Annotated in this window: 14 protein-coding genes; 7 read left to right on the forward strand and 7 right to left on the reverse strand. The window is 54.1% G+C overall.

Annotated elements, in window-relative coordinates:
* Positions 1-288 precede the first annotated feature (288 nt).
* Positions 289-2,028: a sensor histidine kinase gene (locus tag RB297_RS16505; protein WP_375120970.1), complete on the forward strand. Its 1,740-nt coding sequence runs from the start codon at positions 289-291 to the stop codon at positions 2,026-2,028.
* Entirely contained in the window at positions 2,025-3,647 is a 1,623-nt protein-coding gene (locus RB297_RS16510) for a response regulator (RefSeq protein WP_096773179.1), read from the forward strand. The genes RB297_RS16505 and RB297_RS16510 overlap by 4 nt, the downstream gene beginning before the upstream one ends.
* Before the next feature lie 144 nt (positions 3,648-3,791).
* Here RB297_RS16510 and RB297_RS16515 read toward each other — a convergent pair whose 3' ends face one another.
* The 7 genes from RB297_RS16515 to RB297_RS16545 all read right to left on the reverse strand — a co-directional run bounded on the left by RB297_RS16515 (position 3,792) and on the right by RB297_RS16545 (position 10,746).
* Entirely contained in the window at positions 3,792-4,868 is a 1,077-nt protein-coding gene (locus RB297_RS16515) for a Gfo/Idh/MocA family protein (protein WP_096773178.1), read from the reverse strand.
* 215 nt (positions 4,869-5,083) lie between these two features.
* A complete protein-coding gene (gene rbsB / locus RB297_RS16520) occupies positions 5,084-6,001 on the reverse strand; it encodes a ribose ABC transporter substrate-binding protein RbsB (RefSeq protein WP_096773177.1) in 918 nt (305 codons plus the stop codon).
* 15 nt (positions 6,002-6,016) lie between these two features.
* On the reverse strand, positions 6,017-6,985 hold the full coding sequence (gene rbsC / locus RB297_RS16525; RefSeq protein ID WP_090912858.1) for a ribose ABC transporter permease RbsC: 969 nt from the start codon (positions 6,983-6,985) through the stop codon (positions 6,017-6,019).
* Position 6,986: 1 nt separating this feature from the next.
* Positions 6,987-8,468, reverse strand: coding sequence for a sugar ABC transporter ATP-binding protein (locus RB297_RS16530; RefSeq protein WP_192572534.1), 1,482 nt, complete (start codon positions 8,466-8,468; stop codon positions 6,987-6,989).
* A 15-nt stretch (positions 8,469-8,483) separates the two neighbouring features.
* On the reverse strand, positions 8,484-8,882 hold the full coding sequence (gene rbsD, locus RB297_RS16535) for a D-ribose pyranase (protein WP_096773175.1): 399 nt from the start codon (positions 8,880-8,882) through the stop codon (positions 8,484-8,486).
* 2 nt (positions 8,883-8,884) lie between these two features.
* Positions 8,885-9,763: a ribokinase gene (rbsK, locus tag RB297_RS16540; protein WP_375120971.1), complete on the reverse strand. Its 879-nt coding sequence runs from the start codon at positions 9,761-9,763 to the stop codon at positions 8,885-8,887.
* A complete protein-coding gene (locus tag RB297_RS16545) occupies positions 9,763-10,746 on the reverse strand; it encodes a LacI family DNA-binding transcriptional regulator (protein ID WP_192572536.1) in 984 nt (327 codons plus the stop codon). Before RB297_RS16545 ends, rbsK begins: the two co-directional genes overlap by 1 nt.
* A gap of 223 nt (positions 10,747-10,969) precedes the next feature.
* Here RB297_RS16545 and RB297_RS16550 point away from each other — a divergent pair, with 223 nt between their 5' ends.
* From RB297_RS16550 to RB297_RS16570, 5 genes are all read left to right on the forward strand, one after another.
* Positions 10,970-11,950, forward strand: coding sequence for a carbohydrate ABC transporter permease (locus RB297_RS16550; RefSeq protein WP_096773173.1), 981 nt, complete (start codon positions 10,970-10,972; stop codon positions 11,948-11,950).
* Complete coding sequence (locus tag RB297_RS16555; RefSeq protein WP_009592559.1) at positions 11,947-12,771, forward strand: carbohydrate ABC transporter permease; 825 nt, start codon at positions 11,947-11,949, stop codon at positions 12,769-12,771. Before RB297_RS16550 ends, RB297_RS16555 begins: the two co-directional genes overlap by 4 nt.
* 132 nt (positions 12,772-12,903) lie before the next feature.
* A complete protein-coding gene (locus RB297_RS16560; protein WP_192572538.1) occupies positions 12,904-14,265 on the forward strand; it encodes an ABC transporter substrate-binding protein in 1,362 nt (453 codons plus the stop codon).
* Positions 14,266-14,501: 236 nt separating this feature from the next.
* Complete coding sequence (gene rocF / locus RB297_RS16565) at positions 14,502-15,407, forward strand: arginase (protein WP_096773171.1); 906 nt, start codon at positions 14,502-14,504, stop codon at positions 15,405-15,407.
* Positions 15,408-15,510: 103 nt separating this feature from the next.
* Positions 15,511-16,701, forward strand: coding sequence for an ornithine--oxo-acid transaminase (locus tag RB297_RS16570; RefSeq protein ID WP_096773170.1), 1,191 nt, complete (start codon positions 15,511-15,513; stop codon positions 16,699-16,701).
* Positions 16,702-16,814: the final 113 nt, after the last annotated feature.

A 16,814-nucleotide genomic window follows, 5' to 3' on the forward strand; every position in this document is an offset into this window, starting at 1 on the left:
CGTGAATCCGGTATGTCACGTAAGCAATTTCAGTATACTGCGATCCGGCGGCATGATTTGGACCTCATGATGCGCTATCCGGACCTTTGCCTTGTCCATTTCACCGCCGTCCCCGCGTCCTCCGCTCAAACATGCCGGTATTCGGACTTTACGATGTGTTATCCGGACTTTATGGATAATGCCCGAGCGTTCGCTCCTGTTTTTTTCGACGTTTCCATTTATAATATCCTTACCGATATAAAAACGCTTTCATAATATAGGCGAACTGAAAGGAATCACGGCATCCCTATGGTTAAAGCACTGAATAACAAGCCTTATCCCATCCGTCACTATGTGAAAATCATGCTCTTCATCTCGATCTTTGCCCTGGTGGTGGATCTGGTGATCAGCTTCGCCTCCATCTTCATCGTGAAGCAGCAATCCACCCGCTATTTGCAGGATACGGCGAATCTGTACATCCGGCAGATCAATCATGACTTCTCGTATATCAACCACTATATGGGCTGGACGCTCGCGAACGACGAAAGCGTCAAGATCATGGATACCCCCGGCACCGATTACGTGGATTACATTAAGTCGAGCGAAAGAGTGCATAAACGGTTTAATGAGCTTCAAAAAAACTATGGTCAGGAATACAACTTCTTCTTCTATTTAAAGGAACAGGATTTCTTCCAGAACTATGCCCCGATGTCCCTTTCGTATACGGAGTTCCTGGAGCTAAAGGAACAGATCGTCTCCCTCACGGATTCCAAAAACGTATACGAAACGTTCTACTCGAACTGGAACCCGATCCTTGTGCAGGACACGCATTACGTCATTAACATCGTGCCCTATCACAACCGGTACTTGATCTGCCTCATCTCCGCAGACGACCTGGTCCGGCCGCTCCAGGAACTGGATTTGGGCGAGGACGGGTTCGTCTCACTGGTGGATGCCCAAGGTGCAGCCCTTACGAGCCCAGCTGCCGGCGAGGCGGGGGCCAAGCCGCTCGAAGGAGCCAAGGCTTCCTTGTTCAGCCTGTCACAGCCGCGGACTACGGTCACTGAGGGATTCTCGAATGCCTCCTTCAACGTGCAGCTGGTCATCCAGTTCGGCGTGTTCGAGACCATCATGATCGCCCAGCTGCTTATTATGCTGCTGTTCGTGCTGCTCACTTGCACGCTCAGCGTAGTCATGCTGTATTTCAAGAAGAAGGTGTTAAAGCCGATTCAGAATTTCTCGGAAAACGTAAGGCGCATCCACGAGGATAGCGAAAATCTGGATTTCATGAGCAGCGAGATCATCGAGCTCGAGCAGGTGAACTCCCAATTCAAACACCTGATCGAACAGATCAAGAAGTTTAAAATCGATATTTACGAGCAGGAGCTCGAGAAGCAAAGAATCCAGCTCGATTATATGAAGCTGCAGATCAACCCCCATTTTTTCCTGAACTGCCTGACGAACATCTACAGCATGGCGCAAATGCAAATGTTTAAGGAAATCGAATATATGTCGCTATCCACGTCCAAATATTTTCGTTACATCTTTCAGAGCGGCGATAACCTCGTGCGGCTTGAGGACGAAATCGAGCACGTTCGGATTTATCTGGAGATTCAGAAGCACCGCTACCGCGATGCCTTTTCTTATCATATCGGGCATGAACAAGAGCTTGCCGGCCTCACGATTCCCCCCCTGGTGCTCCAGACCTTTATTGAAAACGCGGTGAAATACGCCGTATCCAGAGATCAGGTGCTCCAAATTCGCCTGACCGTCAGTTTGCGGGTGGAGGACGATAAGACTTATGCGGTCATCCGGATCTCCGATACCGGTCCCGGCTTTCCGGAAGACGTATTGGATAAGCTGGCAAACGGCAAGCCGCTGGATCAAAGCGAAGGGAAACACATCGGGATCATGAACACCCTTCAGCGGCTGGAGCTGCTCTACCATCATCGGGCGCAGGTGGAATTTTCGAACCCGGAAGGCGGCGGTGCCAGCGTCGCACTAACGCTGCCCCAGCCATTGCAGGAAAGGAGAGGAGACATTCGATGAATGTATTGCTGGTTGATGACGATTATTTTGTCGTGGCCGCGCTGGAAAAGAAGATTGATTGGAAGGCACTCTCGATCGAACAAGTCCATACCGCATACAGCGTGGCGCAGGCAAGGGAGATTCTGCAGAGTCATTCCGTTCAGATCCTCATTTGCGACATCGAAATGCCGCAGGGCAGCGGACTGGAGCTTCTCGCCTGGATACGCGAGGAACAATACGGCATACAGACGATTTTCCTGACCAATTACGCCGATTTCAACTATGCGCAGAAAGCGATTGAGCTGCAAAGCTTCGACTATTTCCTGAAGCCGATTGAATTCGATAAGCTCAGCCTCATCATCTCCAAGGCCGTGTACAAAGCTAAGGAACAGCAAAGCGACCAGGAAGCGATACAGGACGGGCAGCTGTGGAAGAAAAACCAAAGAAAGCTGCAAGAGCACTTCTGGAGCAAGCTGATCAAGGAAAAAAAAGCTTCGTCGGACCGGGCGGCCATCGCCGGGTATATCGCGGAGCAGAATCTGTCCTATGCGATGTCGGATTTGTTTCTCCCCCTGCTGATCACGATTTTTCCGTATGATCAAAGCTTGGGCAAAGAAGACAAGGACCTGTTTGATTACGCGTTTCTCAACGTGCTGTCCGAATTGTTCCAGGATCCGCTCTTTACGGTCGAGACCGTCATGGAGTATAGGGATTACGAATGGATGGTCATGCTGAAATGGAATCATCCTCCGGATACCGCGGTCATTGAATCCATCTGCACGTCCTTCATTGAGAAAGCCAACCGGTTCCTTCGGAGCGATGCGTGCTGCAACGTCTCGGTCTCGGCGGCTTTGGAGGGGATCAACAAATCCATACGGGACCTGCTGCAAATGAACGAGGACATGATCAAGAAGCGCAACCAGATCATGTTTCTGGAACGGCATTCGCTGCAAGAAGCCGCGTATACCCCTCCCCCGCTCCAAGACTGGGAGGCGCTGCTTGCCGAAAACAACCCGGCCGCCTTTCTCGAAGAAACTCGCCGTTACCTGCAGAATTTGGCCAAGAGCGGCGTCCACAGCGCTTCGGTGCTGCGTTTATTCCGCTTGGATATGGTGCAGCTCGTGTACTCCTACCTGAAGGGCAAAGAGATCCAGGCTCATAAGCTGTATACCGGCAAAACCAATGATCAGTTATTTCTGCAGTCGTTAAACTCGATTGAAGACATGGAAAAATACATGGCGTATCTCGTCCGCACGGCAGCCGAATATCAAGCCTACGCCGGCCATTCCCATACCGTGGTGGAGGAAATCAAGCATTATATCGGGTGCCATTACGGAGAGGAGCTGACGCGAACGACCCTGGCGGAAATCGTCTTTCTGAACCCGGATTATTTGGCCCGCGTCTTTAAGAAAGAAACGGGCGTATCTTTAGGCACTTATATCATTCAGGCCCGCATCCGGGCGGCCAAACATCTGTTGGAATCGACTCCGTTGTCCGTGTATCAGATTGCGGCGAAGGTCGGATACGCCAACTATTCCTACTTCTCGAAGCTGTTCAAGCAGGATACGGGCTGGGCGCCCAGCGACTACAGGCGGGTGCTGCAAGGCGGAGGCAGCGGGAAGGTGGATCACGCAAAATAACCGCAGCATGCACTGGCAATCCATGAAGAATTGGCAGGTAGACGAAGTCAACATAAAAAGTACCGCAGCCTCAAGCACAATCGCTTAGCGGCCGCGGTACTTTTTTTTAAGATATTCTTTCAATAAGTGCTGTCCTTCGTCAGGTTACGCAGGGTAAATGTCGAAATCCTTCAGCGTTTCGCCCGTTCTGGCGGATTCAAACACCGCTTCGATCAGGTTCAGGACGCGCAGCACTTCCTCGTTCTTCACGATCGGTTCTGCCTCGCCCCGGGTCACGGCCGCAAAGTTATCGAAGAAGCTGCTGGATTGACGGTACGGCTCCGGCAGGGCACCCGTAATGGTAGCTTCTTCGGAAGGAGGGGCCATCGTTTTGGTCAAGCCTACCCCGGCTTGAATCGGCTTCGGCTCCACTTTCGCGGCATCCTGATTCCGGGTAACGACTCTTCCGTTTAACGACCAGTCCTCAATAATGCCGGTTCCCTCGGTTCCTTTGACATACCAGCGTGGAAGCGTAATGAAATTCGTCGTTCCCACTTCGATCAGAACCGATACGCCGTTCTCGAATTCGATGACCGATTCAAAGCCGTCATCCACCTCATCGCCCAAAATAAAGCTCAAGCGGCTGCTCAGGCTGGTCATCCGGCTGTCCACCATGAACAGGATCTGGTCCAGCAAATGCACGCCCCAGTCCAGCAGCATGCCGCCGCCGTGGGCTTCCAGATGGCGCCAGTCGCCCGGAATGCCGTTCGCCCCGTGCACCCTGGATTCGATACGGAACAAATCGCCAATCGTCTTTTCGTTGTACATTTGCTTAATCGTCAGGAAGTCCTCGTCCCAGCGGCGGTTCTGGTGGACCATCAGCACCCGTCCGGCCGCATCGGCAGCGGAGACCATATCCTTAAAGTCGCTTACGGACAATGTTACCGGCTTCTCGCAGATGACATGCTTGCCGGCCGCAAACGCCTGAAGGGCCAGCTCCTTATGCACGTCGTTCGGCGTTGCAATGAGCACCACGTCAACCGCGGCATCGTTCAACACCTGCTCATAACTCTCGTAGGCAGCATATCCGTCCTCCCGGGACGCCTTCCTGCGCTCTTCCAGAATATCGTAGGTTCCGGTCACCTCAAGAAACGCGTTGTCCTTAATCAGCTTGGCATGGTAGCTGCCCATTCCGCCGTAGCCCACGATCACGATCGCTTGTTTTCTTTTTTCCGTCGTCATAGATACATAGCTCCTTTTTTACATCTAAGCAGTAAACGCATACACAACCATTATAATATCATATGCGAAATAACTGTTCTCTTTTACGATATTGTATTCCTGCTGCCATCGCAAGGCTGTGAGTTACATCGCAGTCCGGAATGGAATGAGCAGGATGGCAAAAAAAAGCGTTACCCTGCTTCTATCGCAGGGCAACGCTTCTTGATTTTCGCGAGTTATTCCTTCACGACCAGCTTCAGCGGTGCCGCGATATTCGCTTCCACCTCTTTGCCCTGCAGCACGTCCTTGGCTGCGCCGACGGCGAGCTGACCGATCAGTTCGGGCTGCTGGGCTACCGTTGCCGTCAGATTGCCGGCTTCGATGGACTTCAGCGCATCGTCGTTGCCGTCAAAGCCGATGACCATGATGTCTTTGCCCGAGCTTTGAATCGCTTCGATTGCGCCCAGGGCCATTTCGTCATTGTGGGCAAATATCGCTTTGGCGTCCGGATTGCCCTGCAGGAGATTTTCGGTCACGGTAAGACCTTTGGTCCGGTCAAAATCCGCCGCTTGCTTCGCTACCACGTTCAGCTGCTCATCCGCGATATCATGGAAGCCCTTGCCCCGTTCGCGGGTCGCGGAAGCGCCCGGAACGCCTTCGAGTTCAATGACCTTCGTATCTTTGCCCAACTGCTCCACGATATATTCGGCTGCCATTTGGCCGCCCTTCACGTTATCCGAGGCGACCAGCGCAGCCACCTCGCCTTGATCCGCCGAACGGTCCAGCGTGATGACCGGAATGCCCAGGCTGTTCGCCGTTTGGACCACGGTCGAGATCGCGGACGAATCCGTCGGGTTAATCAGCAGTGCATTGACGCCCTGCTGAATCAGGTCGTCGACGTCATTGCTCTGCTTGGCTGAGTCGTTCTGCGCGTCAACGACAACGACCTCCATTCCCTGCTTCGCCGCTTCGGCGACGACGCCATCCTTCAAGGAGACGAAGAACGGGTTATTCAAGGTGGAGATGGAAAGACCGATCTTGATGTCTTTGACGTCCCCGCCGGCTTTGGGCTTCGCCCATTCCGGCGGCTCCAGGGAACAGCCCGTGATGAAGATCAGCATGAGTGATACGAGCAGCAAAGTTGTTTTTTTCATCGTTCATTCTCCCCCTTAAGCCGATTTCTTGCGGTCGAGCAGTACGGCAATCGCAATCACGACACCTTTGACAACCATTTGATAGAATGAGTTCACGCCGAGCAGGTTGAGCCCGTTGTTCAGAATTCCGATGATCAGCACCCCGATCAGCGTGCCGACAATTCGGCCGCGTCCGCCGGTCAGGCTTGTACCGCCCAGCACAACGGCTGCGATGGCATCCAATTCATAGGAGGTACCCGCAGTCGGCTGCGCGGAATTCAAACGGGAGGTCAGAATCGCGCCCGCCAGCGCGGACAGCATCCCTGCCAGGGAATAAATCATAATCTTTACGCGCGGTACCTTAATGCCGGATACAAGCGATGCCTTTTCGTTACCGCCGATGGCATACGTTTTGCGGCCAAACGACGTTTTATGCAGGATGACCCACAGCACGGCAAACGTGATGATCATCGTAATGGCCGGCACGGGAATGCCCAGCAGGTATCCGCGGCCGAACAATTGGAATACAAGGCTGTCGCCAAGCCCGGTAATCGGATTACCGTTCGTATAAACCAGCGTAAGTCCCCGGAATATCGTCATGGTAGCCAAGGTGGCGATAAACGGCGCCATTTTCCCCTTGGTGATCATGAGACCGTTGATCATGCCCATCACGCCGCCAAGCGCAACGCCGATGATGATCGAGAGAATCGGGTCAAACCCGGCCACCATCATATTGGCGACAAATGCGCTGGAGAGCGCGAGAATCGAACCGACCGACAGGTCAATGCCGCCCGTCAGGATAACAAACGTCATACCGAAAGCAATCAGTGCGTTAATCGATACCTGACGCAGCAGGTTCAGAATGTTAAGCGGTTCCAAGAAGCTTGGATTCAGGACGGAAACGATGACGATCAGAATGATCAGTCCGAGCAGCGGACCGAGCTTTTGCGTCAAACCTGAGACCTTGAACCCTTTTCCCGCCTTGGCATCGTTAATAGTTGTCATATTACTGTCCCCCTGTAGCTAGAGTCATGATGTGTTCCTGCGTGGCTTGTTCGCGGTCCAGTTCACCGGATATCTTACCCTCGTGAACGACGAGAATCCGGTCGCTCATCCCGAGCACCTCCGGCAGCTCCGACGAAACCATCAGAATCGCCACGCCGCGTTCGGTCAGCTCATTCATCAGCTGGTAAATTTCGCGCTTCGCCCCTACGTCCACGCCCCGGGTCGGCTCGTCCAGGATGAGCACGCTCGGCCCAATGCCGATCCATTTGGCGATAACCACCTTCTGCTGGTTCCCCCCCGACAGATTGCGGGCGTGCGTTTCGGATGAATGGGTCTTGATCTGCAGCCGCTTTGTCAGCGTATCCACGAAATCCTGCTCCTTCTTCCCGGAAATGAATCCTCGGGATGAGAAGCTGAACAGATTGGGCAGCGCCATATTTTCACGGACCGAGAAATCCAGCACCAGCCCTTCATCCTTGCGGTCCTCCGTTATGAATCCAATGCCGTGTTTCACGGCATCATCCGGCTTCTTGATATGAACCTTTTTGCCGCGCACCCAGATTTCCCCGCTGTCCAGCGGGTCCAGCCCGAAGATCGCTCGCATCATCTCGGTGCGCCCCGCGCCCATCAAACCGGATACGCCTACGATCTCGCCGGCTCGGACCGAGAAGCTCACATTCTCGAACCGGCCCTTGCCGGTAATATTCTTCACTTCCAGCACCGGTTCGCCCGGAGACGGATGCCGTGCGGGATATCGCTCGGTCAGCTCCCGGCCGACCATCTTTTTGACGACTTCGTCAAAGTTGGTTTCGGGAATCGGCTTGGTGTCCACGGATTTGCCATCCCTCATAACCGTGATCCGGTCGCAGATCGTGAAGATCTCCTCCATGCGGTGGGAAATGTAAACGATGGATACGCCCTGCTTTTTCAACGAGCGGATGACGCCGAACAGCTTCTCGATTTCCCTTTCGGTCAGTGCCGCCGTGGGCTCGTCCATAATGATGACTTTCGCTTTGGTCATGAGCGCTTTGGCGATCTCAATCATCTGCTGCTGGCCGACGGAGCATTCCCCTGCCTCCTGCGTCAACGGTATCGTCACCGCCAATTTGCCGAACTGTTCCTTCGCAAGCGCCTTCATTTGTTTCATGTTGAGGAATCCCAGGCCGGATGTCATCTCCTTGCCGATAAACAAGTTATCCAGAACCGTCATCTCCGGCCAGATGTTGAGCTCCTGGTGGATGAAGGCGACGCCTCTCTCTTCGGCTTCCTTCGGGTTCGCAAAATAGGTTTCCTGACCGTCGATCAAGATCTTGCCCTCATCCCGGCTGTGAAGCCCGGTTAAAATATTCATCAGCGTCGATTTGCCCGCGCCGTTCTCTCCCATCAGGGCATGAACCTCTCCTTCCCGGAGATCAAAGTCCACGCCCGCCAGCACCCGGTTCGTGCCAAAGGATTTATGGATATTCGTCATCTGAATGTTCATGATGCTTCCTCCTCTTTAACCGAAATGAACGCCGGCCTGCAAAATGCAGTTCGCATAGGGCTTGGCTTCGCCTGTACGGATAACCGCCTTGGCGTTTCGAGTCCGTTCCTTGAACTGCTCGTGCGTGCAAGCCTCGATCTCGCAATCCTGAAATTGTTCCTCTATATCATGCAGTGTTTCCTTATTCTCCCGCTTCATTTCTTCAGCAATGACGATTTTTTCAACGACCATATCGTCGGCGATCGCCTCCACCACCTCCATAAAGCTCGGCGTCCCCAGCGTTAGCGCCAGGTCGATCTTCGGAACGCCTGGAGGAACCGGAAGGCCAACGTCCCCGACCACGATGGTATCGGTGTGCCCCAGATCCGCCAGCACTTTCGCGATGTGGCTGTTCAGCATGCCGTTCTTCTTCATGGTCAAAGGCTCCCTTCCACTTCGAGACGCGACGGCATTCCGCCCTGCGCTCCGAACTTCATGACCGACAAGGAAGCGGCGCGGTTCGCGAATCTGAGGCTGTCGGTCAGGCTCATGCCCTCGGCCAGCGCCACGGCGAATGCGCCGTTGAATGTATCGCCGGCACCCGTCGTATCCACGGCTTCAACCTTGTAGCCCGGAACCACGACCTCTTGCATACCGTCAAAATAACGAACGCCCTTTTTCCCTTCCGTTACGATGAGTTTATTCGGATACCGGCGCAGCACGTCGCCGAGCGGCTCGTCATGAAACAGGATAGCGGCTTCATGTTCGTTTGGCGTAATGTATGCCGCCCGTTCTATAACGACGCTCGGCACCGGACGGGCAGGAGCGGGGTTCAGCATCAATGGCACCTGATACTTGGCGCATATCGCACTCACGTGCACCACCGTTTCTTCCGGAATCTCCTGCTGAATCAACACGATATCCGCCGCCTGGATTGCCTTTTCCGCCTGATCTACGTATTCCGGAGTGATCCGATCATTGGCAGCCTTCACCACCACGATGCTGTTGTCTCCCTCTGCCAAAATGATGTGCGCCGTGCCGCTTTCCATACCTGTAACCGGTTCCACATAATCCGTAATAACACCATTCGACTGCAAGTTGCTCAAAATCGTTTCGCCGAAGGAATCGTCACCGACGCAGCCAACCATCGTCACCTCTGCACCCAGCCTTGCCGCCGCGACGGCCTGGTTGGCCCCCTTCCCTCCGGGCACCGTCTTAAAGCTGTCGCCCAGCACCGTCTCTCCCGCGCCGGGGCGCTTGGCGGAGGTCACCACCAAGTCCATCGACGCGCTTCCGATTACCACGATTTTTGCCATCACGATTCCACCTTTCTCGTTGTCTGCCGCTCTATGAATTCTACCGAGAATTCGATATTGCTTTTCTCTATGCGCTGCCCTTCGATAAGTCCGATAAGCAATCTGGCCGCTTCCCGGCCCATTTCGTACGCCGGCTGATGAATCGTTGACAGCGGCGGGGCCAGCAGCCTGCTGAGCAGAATATCGTCAAATCCGATAATTTGTACGTCTTCCGGCACCCTTTTCCCCAGCCGAAACGCTTCCTTCACCACGGCGGATGCCATAATATCGTTACTCGCGATTATGCCATCCGTGTCCGGATATTCGCTGAACACTTTCTGGGCGAATTCTTCGGCATCGGTTAAAGAAAACGATGTCGTCTTCAGCACTTGGTACGCAGCCGCCTGTTGCTCCAGAACCTCGACAGCTCCTTCAAAACGTTCCTGTGCAGGCCGCACATCCGCCGGACCTTGAATTACCGTTATGGCTTTACTCCCTCGCCGTACGATTTCCTCAGCCGCTATTCTTCCTCCCTGACGGCCATCCGCGTACACGGAAGGGCGGTCCGACGAGGTGCGGTCGAGAAACACGACGGGAATGTTCAGTCCCGTATACATGTCGGCATCCGGATCGTTGGTCGATGATATGACGCCAACCACATTATTCTGGACAAACGTCTGAATGTACTCCATTTCCTTCTTCTTGCTCTCGTCGCTGTTTCCGAAGATCAATCGGTAATCATTCTCCTGCATCTCGTCCTCTACCCCGCGGGCAAGCTGCGGGAAATAAGGGTTCATGATGTCGGGAAGCAAAAGTCCTATCAATTTGGATTTCCTCTTGTATAAAGAACGCGCCACTTCATTCGGCGTGTAATTCAGCTCTCGAATGCTCTGTTCCACCTTGGACCTGGTGTCCTCATGCACGTAACCGTTTCCATTTAAAACCCGCGAAACCGTGGCTACGGATACGCCCGCCTGATTCGCCACATCCTTGATCGTTGCCATACCGTCATCACCTCATTCATGTGTAACCGGTTACAGGTATAAGATATCACATCTCTTTTCAACGTGCAAGCTTTTAGGGAATGGAATATTCTTGTACCGGCACCCTTCAGCAACTGCCATGTCCTGCAATAAATTACGGTATTCTTACAAAACCCCTTACTGGATTTTACATCCGGCTCCTATACTCAAGGCTGTAAGGCCAAGCTGGAAAGTGAGGTAAAACATGATGATGGAAAAAGAATTCACGCTTCCTTCTCCGGGGCACTCTCTATCGCCGAACGTCAACGAGCCGGAGGTATCAACCGCGGCGAAACCCGTCTCGATCAAGAGAACAAGGCGCAGAGAAATTCTGCTCGCTTATGCATGTTTAGCGCCTTCGCTGCTCATATTCGGCCTGTTCTTATTCTACCCGCTGCTCAAGTCGGTTTATCTTAGCCTGTTCCTGACCGATCCGCAAGGCCGGGTAGCTGAATTCGTAGGATTCGACAACTTCAGGGAAATATTGGCCTCCGACATGTTCTATACAAGCTTTGGCAATACCCTGCTGTTCATCGTGCTGACGGTTCCGACCGGCATGGCGGCTGCGATTCTGCTGGCTGCCCTGACGCACAACAAACTCAAGGGCATGAAAATATTCCGCTTTATCTTCTCGCTTCCGATGGCCGTGTCCGTCGGTACCGGCTCGATGATCTGGATGATTCTATACCATCCGACCTTAGGCATACTGAATTATTTTCTGACGCTGCTCGGCACGCAGCCCGTCCAATGGCTGACCGATCCGAAATGGGCCATGATCTCCGTCGCGCTTATGACCGTCTGGATGAATCTTGGATTCAACTATATCCTGATGCTGAGCGGCATGCAGGGCGTGTCCGAGGATATCTATGACAGCACCAAGATTGACGGCTCCGGTCCGCTGAGAACGTTCTTCCGGATTACGATGCCGCTAATCTCCCCTACGTTATTCTTCACGTCCGTCGTATCGGTTATCGGTGCCTTCCAAGCATTCGGGCAAATCAACATCCTCACCAAAGGCGGTCCGATGAACAGCACCAACGTCATGGTATTCAACATCTACCAGGATGCCTTCGTCAATTTTCGCTTCGGCATCGGCAGCGCGCAGGCCCTCATCCTGTTTGCCATCATTCTGCTGCTGACCGTCTTTCAATTTAAATTCGTCGAGAAGAAGGTGCACTACCAATGAACATGCGTCTCATGCCCAAAAGCTTCATCTACATCGCGCTGCTTCTCGGTTCGTTGGCCGTTCTTTTCCCGCTCCTATATACCTTGTCGACATCGCTGATGAGCGAGGCCGAATCGGCCGTCTATCCGCCGCCTCTGCTTCCCGAAGCCGTCAATCTGTCCAACTTCGCCAAGGTGATCGATACGATTCCTGTCCTTACCTTTATCGGAAACAGCCTTGTTGTCTCCATTGCCATCATGCTCGGACAGATCGTGACCGCAAGTCTGGCGGCATACGCTTTCGCCTTCCTGCGATTTCCGGGAAAAACGCTGCTGTTCAGCCTCTTTCTCGCCACGATGATGATCCCGTGGGAGGTGATCATGATTCCGAATTACTTGACGGTCAAAAGCCTGAACTGGCTGGACACCTATCAAGGGCTCATCATTCCATTTCTGGCCACGGCCTTCGGAACCTTCCTGCTCAGGCAGACCTTCCTGCAGCTGCCGAAGGAGCTGTTTGAAGCAGCCCGCGTGGACGGCTGCGGACATGTCCGCGTTTTCCTGAGCATGGTGTTGCCGTTATCCATCCCCGGAATCGCCACGCTGGGGGTCTACTCGTTCCTGAATAATTGGAACATGTACCTGTGGCCGCTTCTGACAACCAACCGGGTCGAGATGCGAACCGTCCAAATCGGGATCGGCATGCTGCAGTTCGAAGAGATGAACTCATGGAATCTGATACTCTCCGGCGTGCTCCTGCTGCTGCTGCCTTCCCTGCTGCTGCTTGCGCTCGGGCTGAAACCCCTTGTGCGCGGCATCACCGCAGGTGCTTTGAAGGGCTAATGGCCACGATGCCGACCCAGTAGACCATATTGGATCAGCCTTGCGTGCCGGTTATCGATATCAAACGGGCTCACGCAATTTCTGATAGATCAAACCATACTTTATTTTCAAAAAGGGAGAGATTAACCGATCATGAAACGTTATGGTAAAAGGTCCTTCGCGATGCTCCTGCTTTCCTGCTTCATGCTGATCAGCGCCGCTTGCAGCAATACGCCAGCCGCCGGAGAAACGACCGTTGCCGCCGGCAGCGAACCTGCCAAGGAACCTGTTAAGGTCGTTTGGTGGCATTCCATGAGCGGCGAGCTCGGAACCGTTGCGGACAAGCTGATTTCCGATTTTAACGCAGCCCACCAGGATATTCAGGTAGAGGGCGTGTTTCAAGGCACGTACGATGAAAGCTTGAACAAGCTGAAGGCTTCGTTGGGATCGAACAGCGGACCGACCATGATTCAGGTGTACGAAATCGGCAGCCGTTTCATGATGGACACCAAGGCGATCCGTCCGGTTCAAGACTTCATGGATGCTGAAGCATACGACATTTCCTCCTTGGAACCGAATATCAAAAATTATTATACATTCGACGACAAATTGTATTCGATGCCGTTCAACTCCTCCAACCCGATCCTTTACTACAACAAAGATGCCTTTAAAGCGGCAGGTCTGGATCCGGAAAATCCTCCAAAAACCTACGAAGAGGTAGCGAAAGCGGCTAAAGCGCTAACGAAAGGCGGCCAAACCGGCGCATCCTTCGCAATATACGGCTGGTTCATGGAGCAATTCCTTGCGAACCAAGGCGTTGAGCTGCTGAACAACGGCAACGGCCGCACTTCTCCGGCAACCGCTTCGCAAGTCAACAACGCCGCTGCCGTGAAAACGCTGGAATGGTGGAAGCAAATGCTGGACGATAAAGTCCTGCTGAACCTGGGACGTAAAACGGATGACACCAAAAAAGCCTTTGCAGCCGGCCAAGTCGCCATGACGCTGGACTCCACGGCTTCGCTCCGGGGAATCGTCAGCGCAGCGGAAGGCAAATTCGAAGTCGGCACGGCTTTCCTGCCCAAACCGGCTGACGGCGGCGAAGGCGGCGTTATCATCGGCGGTGCAAGCCTGTGGCTGATGAACAACAAATCGGAAGAAGAGCAGCAGGCCGCCTGGGAATTCATGAAGTATTTGGCCGAGCCGCAAACCCAAGCCTACTGGCATGTCAACACGGGTTACTTCCCGGTCACGACCAAAGCTTACGAAGAATCCCTGGTAAAAGAAAACCTGGAGAAATATCCTCAATTCCAGACGGCGGTGGATCAACTGCATCAAACGACCGCCAACCTGGCAACGCAGGGCGCTGTCATGGGCGTGTTCCCTGAGGCCCGCCAGCTGACGGAAACGGCCATCGAGGAAGTGCTGAACGGTCAGAAAACACCGCAGGAAGCATTGGATAAAGCTGCCCAGGAGATCAGCTCCAAGATCGAGACCTATAATAAAACGGTAAAATAAACGTCGGGCATGCCGCGTAAGCATGCGATAAAACCTAATTCGAATTGCAGTCATTTCATTAACACCCTTTATGCTGCCTCATGGGGCCCTCTGCGGTCACCCCGTGAATCATGCATAAAGGGTATTTTTTGTTCGATCCAAAACTTTCCATATTTGATCAGCTTGTATAGGGCTTTGCCCAAGTCACTCAGCCCGGCTCCGGAATACACTGTTACAAAGTGGAGGTGAGCAAAGTGATGAACAATCTTCCGTCCACCGTATCGATCATCCCGGTGCCCTTCGACCGGGGAGCTACCCGCCGCGGCGCCGGACAGGGACCGGACGCCATATTCGAAGCCGGTCTGAAACGCAAGCTTAACGCGCTCGGTGTAACTTACCAGGTCGATGACCCTGCTGCGCTCCCCGAGCGCAAGGATGAAGCGCATCATCCCCGATTAAAACATTTGACAGAAGTCGTGACGATGAACGAGCAGCTGGCAGCACGCGTATCCGCCCTGGCAGTAGCGGGCACCTTCCCACTTGTGCTCGGCGGCGACCATAGCATAGCCATCGGCACGCTCGCCGGACTTACCCGGCATTACCGCAACTTGGGCGTCATCTGGATCGATGCCCATTCCGATCTCAATACGCCGGATACTACCCCGACCGGCAATATCCATGGCATGTCCCTGGCTGTCAGCTTGGGAAAAGGCGATCGGCGGCTAACCTCGATCGGCGGCGTTAAATCAACCATTAAGCCGGAGCATGTCGTGCTCATCGGCGCGCGCTCACTTGATCAGGGCGAGCGGGACTTCATCCGCCGGGAAGGCATCGCCTGCTTCACGATGCAGGATATCGACCGCATGGGCATGTTCCGGGTCATGGAGGAAGCCATCCGCATATCGTCAACGGGAACGGATGGCGTTCATCTTTCCTTTGATATTGACAGTGTCGATCCGAAGATCGCACCGGGAACAGGAACGCCGGTTCAAGGCGGGCTCAGCTACCGGGAAGCGCACCTGGCCATGGAGATGCTGTCGGAATCCGGCATTCTGACGTCAGCCGAATTCGTGGAGAACAACCCGCTGCTGGACCGCGGGCAGAAGACGTCCCGGCTGCTTGTCGGTTTAATCGCCTCCATGCTGGGCGAAAGCATCTTATGACATTTTCATGACATGGCATCACGCTTGATTATGAGAGCCTCTTCCGCGGGCATGCTCTATTTTCCGCGTTGCGGTTTCTTTAGACTCCCAAGGAGGTTACGCCATGGACGCTCCCGACCCTTATATCGAGAAAGCCGAAAGGTACGGCGCGAGAAACTACCACCCTCTTCCCATCGTCATCGCTTCAGCTGAAGGCATTCATGTGACGGATTCGGACGGCAAACGGTATATCGATATGTTAAGCGCCTACTCGGCACTTAACGCAGGTCATTGTCATCCCCGCATCATCCGGGCCTTAAAGGAACAGGCGGATCGGGTGACCCTGACCTCGCGCGCATTTCATCATGATCAACTAGGCGACTTTTACGAGAAGCTGTCCGCTTTAACCGGCAAAGGGATGATTCTTCCCATGAATACGGGAGCCGAGGCGGTTGAAACCGCGCTTAAGGCAGCGCGTCGCTATGCTTACCGGAAGAAAGGTATTCCGGCAGATCAGGCTGAAATCATCGTCTGCGAGGGCAATTTCCACGGCCGTACGATCACGGTTACCTCCTTCTCCTCATCCCGCGAATACCGCGAGGACTTCGGTCCGTTTACGCCGGGATTCAAAGTCATTCCCTATGGCGACCTTGAGGCGCTGGAGCAGGCGATTTCGCCGAATACGGCTGCTTTTCTCGTGGAGCCGATCCAAGGCGAATCCGGCATCGTGATTCCGCCTGACGGATACCTGAGCGGGGCACTGGAGCTGTGCAGGCAGCACAGCGTCCTTATGCTAGCGGACGAAATCCAGACCGGCTTCGGCAGGACGGGCAAACGCTTTGCCTGCGACTGGGAGGACGTCGAGCCGGATATGTACATTCTTGGAAAAGCGCTGGGCGGCGGCGTCTTTCCCGTCTCTGCCGTGGCGGCGGACGCGGATATTCTGGATGTATTCGAGCCGGGTTCCCACGGCTCCACCTTCGGCGGAAATCCGCTCGGGTGCGCGGTGGCCATCGCCTCCATGGACGTGTTCATTGAGGAAGCGCTGGAGGTTCGCTCCCTGGAGCTCGGCGAATATTTTCTCCGGCTGCTTCGTTCCATCCCGCATCCCGATATCCAGGAGGTGCGCGGCAGAGGTCTATTCATCGGCATGGAGCTCAAGGTCCCGGCCAGATCCTATTGCGAGAAACTGAAAGATCTCGGCCTGCTCTGCAAAGAAACCCATGAAGCCATTATCCGCTTCGCCCCTCCGCTCATCATCACCAAAGCAGAACTGGACCAGGCGGCGGCGATCGTAAGGCAGGCGTTTGCGTGATAAATCGATACCGGCTTGCACTTGCGCAAAAAACAGTTTGTTCACCCCCTGGCTCCAAGGCATGGGGTGCGGCAAACTGTTTTTTGCGGTTTCTTTCCGCTCCTAGCCAGGCA

Source organism: Paenibacillus sp. CR_12 (genome assembly GCF_041953985.1).
Taxonomy (GTDB): Bacteria; Bacillota; Bacilli; order Paenibacillales; family Paenibacillaceae; genus Paenibacillus_AQ; species Paenibacillus_AQ lautus_A.